Origin of the sequence: Candidatus Igneacidithiobacillus taiwanensis (genome assembly GCF_031962545.1) — a bacterium.
Lineage (GTDB): Bacteria > Pseudomonadota > Gammaproteobacteria > Acidithiobacillales > Acidithiobacillaceae > Igneacidithiobacillus > Igneacidithiobacillus taiwanensis.
In genome coordinates this window covers 1-3829 of sequence record NZ_JAVRKK010000176.1, presented here as the reverse complement: position 1 = coordinate 3829, position 3829 = coordinate 1, and the positions used below count along the sequence as shown (strand labels likewise).

Below are 3829 nucleotides of genomic sequence, written 5' to 3'. Positions count from 1 at the left end.
GAAAATTAATCGAAATGAATTTTAAAAATTTATTTCCTGCAAATTACAGTTTTTTTAAATTCAATCCTAATATCGTTTTTCTTAAATTTTTCAGAAAAAAACATACCTACTTGCTCCACTAGCAGAAAATTGGCCTGACGGTAACTTGTTTGCTGTTCCTAATGAATACATTGTGAAATTGATAGCTTGTTTCCCTTCATCTAATGCAGCAAAACAAATAAAACGGGCAGTTTCAAGCCTGAAACACAACACCAACCACTAGACTATTTATATGTATTACGTTAATAGTAAATATATAAATTGCCTAACCGGGAGTGCGTTGATAAGCATTTTATGACAAATGTAACTGTTATCGTTCCTAGCTACCGTCGTCCTGACGATCTGCGTCGCTGTCTTTCCGCCTTGATCCGTCAGCAACTGCCACCAACCCAAGTGGTAATAGTGGCGCGCGATGTGGACGAATCGACGCATACTGTCGCAAAGGCATTTGCTGAACGCTTGCCGCTGGAGGTCGTGATTGTGAGTGAGCCAGGGCAAGTTTATGCCTTGAACGCGGGTTTGTCGCGTATTAAAGGCGACATTGTGGCAATTACCGATGATGACGCGGCGCCTCATGATGATTGGCTCGCGCGCATTGCCGCACACTTTGAGGCGGATTCCCGAATTGGTGGAGTAGGCGGGCGCGACTGGATTCATACGCCAGAAGGCACAGTAGTCGATAGCAAAAAGGGTATGGTAGGGCGCGTCCAGTGGTTCGGGCGTATTGTCGGCAATCATCATGTAGGCACCGGCCCTGCGCGCGAGGTGGATATACTGAAAGGCGCGAACATGAGTTTTCGGCGTGTGGCTATCGAAGGGCTGCATTTTGATACCTATCTGCGTGGACAGGGGGCGCAATTAGGTAACGACATGTGCTTTTCGATGGCGGTCAAACGCTGCCGCTGGAAACTGATTTACGACCCAGCCGTAGCGGTCGATCACTATCCCGCGCTTCGTTTTGATGCCGATCAGCGTGGGGCATTTAATCCCAAGGTGACGGAAAATTCCGCATTTAATATGATGTGGGCAACCCAGACGCAACTTGCAGGTTGGAGGCGCTTTGCGACAAGGCAATGGCAGATCTGGATGGGCACACGGCACGAGCCAGGCCTATTACGCGCGTTCCATGCGTGGATCACAAGCGATGAAGAGAAACAGGCACGTTTTGCTGCTGCGCGCCGAGGGCGACGAGACAGTGTTAGCGCAATAGGTGCAATGAAGCGCTAAAGCAATGCTCGATAGGTATCTGATGGTTCGGATCCAATCGCAGAATTTGGATGATACTCTGGCCGATACGGCGGGGATTCAGCTGATATCCTCGCATCATTATTCACAGTATGAACGGTGCATGAATCACGACGAAGCAACCCACCTCCGACTATTTAAGATCTTGACGGAGCATTACCAATATACTCGGCGCGAAATCGCCGCAAGAATGAGGTTAGGCTTGTATAAAAAACATTTTTGGCTCAACGCCTTCATCAGTAAGGGCCTGGTCAAGGTAGGCAAATTCCTCAGCACCCGGGCCAAGAGAGTCTATGCCTATCTGCTAACCCTTCAGGGCATTGAGGACAATGCGCGCATCACCATTCGCTTCCTGCAGTGCAAGTTATCCATGTATAATGCGCTGATAACGAAGATCGGGGCCCTGCCGCGGGAGGCGGAGGCCCTTGATGCCGAACAGCTTGATGCAGTAAGGAACGCATAATGACTGCCGCCCATCGTTACGCCACCTGCGTAGACCTCGGTTTACCTGCAAACGTTGTAGGTGAGATCTATGCCCGAGGCGTTCACACCTATCCAAGGTGCACGCCGGCCTATTTTTATGAGTCATCTAGTCTGGAGGCAGATCGAGACTCCCTTTTAGTCGAGAATCTCGCAGGCGCCGGAGGCTGCGAGATTCTCGACGACCCGGCGTCCCAGGTGGGCGCCAAAATTCTCGGCTTCGACTTGCCGGAGTATCGCCAGGAAATCATCCCTGCCTTTCCTAAGTCGTTATTATTCGAGGTGTCCTTGGGCTGTGGTTGCGATTTCTACCCCGGTACCGGAGTGTTCAGTTCGCCTACGCAAGCTGATACGCTACGCTGCCACAGGCTTGGCCCAATGGTGGCTCATCGATCTGGGCGCCTGCATCCTGGCGACCTATGCCAACCAGGAGTGCGGTCGGCTGCTCCATGGTACCTGGGACGCCCAGGACCAAGCGGCCATTGGCCTTTTCGCCACCTTGAACCTCGACCTCTCCGGTCTGTGGGTCGGTTGCGCAAGCGTTATAGTTACAAGTACTTTTCAGCATACACGTATGCCTGCACCTAAACTCGTGCCAGCCTTTACCAGCGCCAAGGACCATCAAATCATGGTGGTCGGCGGCGCTGGTTATATCGGTTCCCATATGACCAAGATGCTTAGCCAGTGTGGGTATAAGGTCTTGGTGTTGGACAATCTTTCTTCTGGTTTTCGAGACGCGGTGCGCTATGGTCAACTCATCGATGGGAATCTTGCGGATCAAGCACTGCTGGAGCAGGTTTTCAGCACCTACCATATTGATGCCGTTCTGCACTTCGCGGCCCTGAGCCAAGTGGGCGAATCCGTGCGCGAGCCTGCCCGTTACTACCATAACAACGTCGCCAACACCCAAAACCTGCTGGATGTCATGCTGCGCCATGACGTGCGGTGTTTCATTTTTTCTTCGACTGCCGCAATCTTTGGGGAACCGGAATATACGCCAATTGACGAGAACCATCCACAACGGCCCATCAATCCTTACGGTCGGAGTAAGCGCATGGTAGAAGAGATGCTGGCGGACTATGATCAAGCCCATGGCTTGCGTTCGGTCAGCCTGCGGTATTTCAACGCCGCAGGTGCTGATCCTGAGGGGGAGCTGGGCGAGCGGCATAATCCAGAAAGCCACCTCATTCCCTTGGTTCTGCAAGCAGCGAGTGGTCGGCGGGAAAGTATCGCCATTTATGGCAACGACTACCCAACGCCCGACGGAACTTGTGTCCGGGACTATATTCACGTCTGGGATTTGTGCAGCGCCCACCTGCTGGCCCTGGAGCATCTGCTGGCCGACGGCGAGAGTGCGGCCTACAATCTCGGTAATGGTAAGGGGTTTTCTGTACGGGAGGTCATTGATACGGTCCGGCGTGTGACTGGAAAAGAAATCTCTGTCGAAATGCAAGAACGGCGCGCTGGCGATCCAGCTGTCCTGGTAGCCGATTGCCAAAAGGCCCGACTAGAACTCGGCTGGCAGCCCAGATTTGCTGATCTGGATACGATTATCACCCATGCGTGGAGATGGGAGCAGAAGAATGGGCGGTCATGGTGAAGCAGAAAAAGGATTGGCATACATGATCTGTCGGCGACTCCTGGGGTATGTAGTTTGCTTATTCAGCTTGGCATTGTTGAACCATATTGTGTTCCTCATCACTTTAGCTTTTCCCCGTGCTTATGCTCGCCCAAGAGAAGTTCGTCCTCATAACCTTAAAAGTCCGTGGTATAATTGCGTAACGTTGAAAATCTGGGAGTTGCGTCATGCGCGGAGCCAAGGTGGAAACCCAAGGGATGTTCAGCTACCTGTCGCCGGAGCAGCGGGTACCGAAAGTTCATCCCCTGCGTGCCATTCGGGTGATCGTGGATCGGAGCCTGGCGGCGCTGGACAGCCACTTTGATAGCATCTACTCCGATCTGGGGCGTCCCTCCATTCCGCCGGAACATCTCCTACGCGCCCTGCTGCTGCAAGTGTTTTATAGCATCCGCTCGGAGCGGCAGCTGATGGAACAACTGGACTACA

The 3829-nt window shown here is 52.4% G+C and carries 4 protein-coding genes; all 4 read left to right on the top strand.

All coding sequences use genetic code 11. The features are described 5' to 3' along the window. The first annotated feature begins 333 nt into the window (after positions 1 to 333). Positions 334 to 1266: a glycosyltransferase family 2 protein gene (locus RTI30_RS13180; protein ID WP_312283994.1), complete on the top strand. Its 933-nt coding sequence runs from the start codon at positions 334 to 336 to the stop codon at positions 1264 to 1266. Positions 1267 to 1387: 121 nt separating this feature from the next. After that, on the top strand, positions 1388 to 1747 hold the full coding sequence (locus tag RTI30_RS13175; protein ID WP_312283993.1) for a MarR family EPS-associated transcriptional regulator: 360 nt from the start codon (positions 1388 to 1390) through the stop codon (positions 1745 to 1747). A 312-nt stretch (positions 1748 to 2059) separates the two neighbouring features. Next, positions 2060 to 3364, top strand: a complete 1305-nt coding sequence (gene galE / locus RTI30_RS13170; protein WP_312283992.1) for a UDP-glucose 4-epimerase GalE — start codon at positions 2060 to 2062, stop codon at positions 3362 to 3364. Between the two features lie 206 nt (positions 3365 to 3570). Further along, a partial coding sequence (locus RTI30_RS13165; RefSeq protein WP_312283991.1) for a transposase occupies positions 3571 to 3829 on the top strand: 259 nt, incomplete at its 3' end.